This window comes from Natrinema soli, from assembly GCF_028618695.1.
In genome coordinates this window covers 1-312 of sequence record NZ_JAQIVI010000707.1, presented here as the reverse complement: position 1 = coordinate 312, position 312 = coordinate 1, and the positions used below count along the sequence as shown (strand labels likewise).

The window sequence follows — 312 nt, the reverse complement described above, 5'->3', positions numbered from 1 at the left end:
GACGGCGAAGCCGTCTCGAACGACGCTCCCTTCGGTCGCTCGGTAAAAGGTTGATCAAAAGCCTCCTCCTTCCCCTCCGTTCGCTTCGCTCACTCCGGATCAGTCGTCGGCCCGCTCGCTCACCCTTCGGGTTCGCTCGCGGGTACAGTGGGAATTACGTATTGCCAGCCTCGACGACTCCCTACAGCTCCTCGAACTCGAGGTCGCCGGCGCGGATCGCCGACAGCGTCTCGGGCAGCTCGTCGATCGGGAGTCGCTTCTGCTCGGTCGAGTCGCGCTCGCGGACCGTCACGCCGCCGTTCGCTCGCGGGG

The 312-nt window shown here is 66.0% G+C and carries 1 protein-coding gene; it reads right to left on the bottom strand.

Going from position 1 to position 312, the window contains the following annotated elements; genetic code table 11:
• Nucleotides 1-181 precede the first annotated feature (181 nt).
• A partial coding sequence (locus tag PGX04_RS30560; RefSeq protein ID WP_273741923.1) for a His/Gly/Thr/Pro-type tRNA ligase C-terminal domain-containing protein occupies nucleotides 182-312 on the bottom strand: 131 nt, incomplete at its 5' end.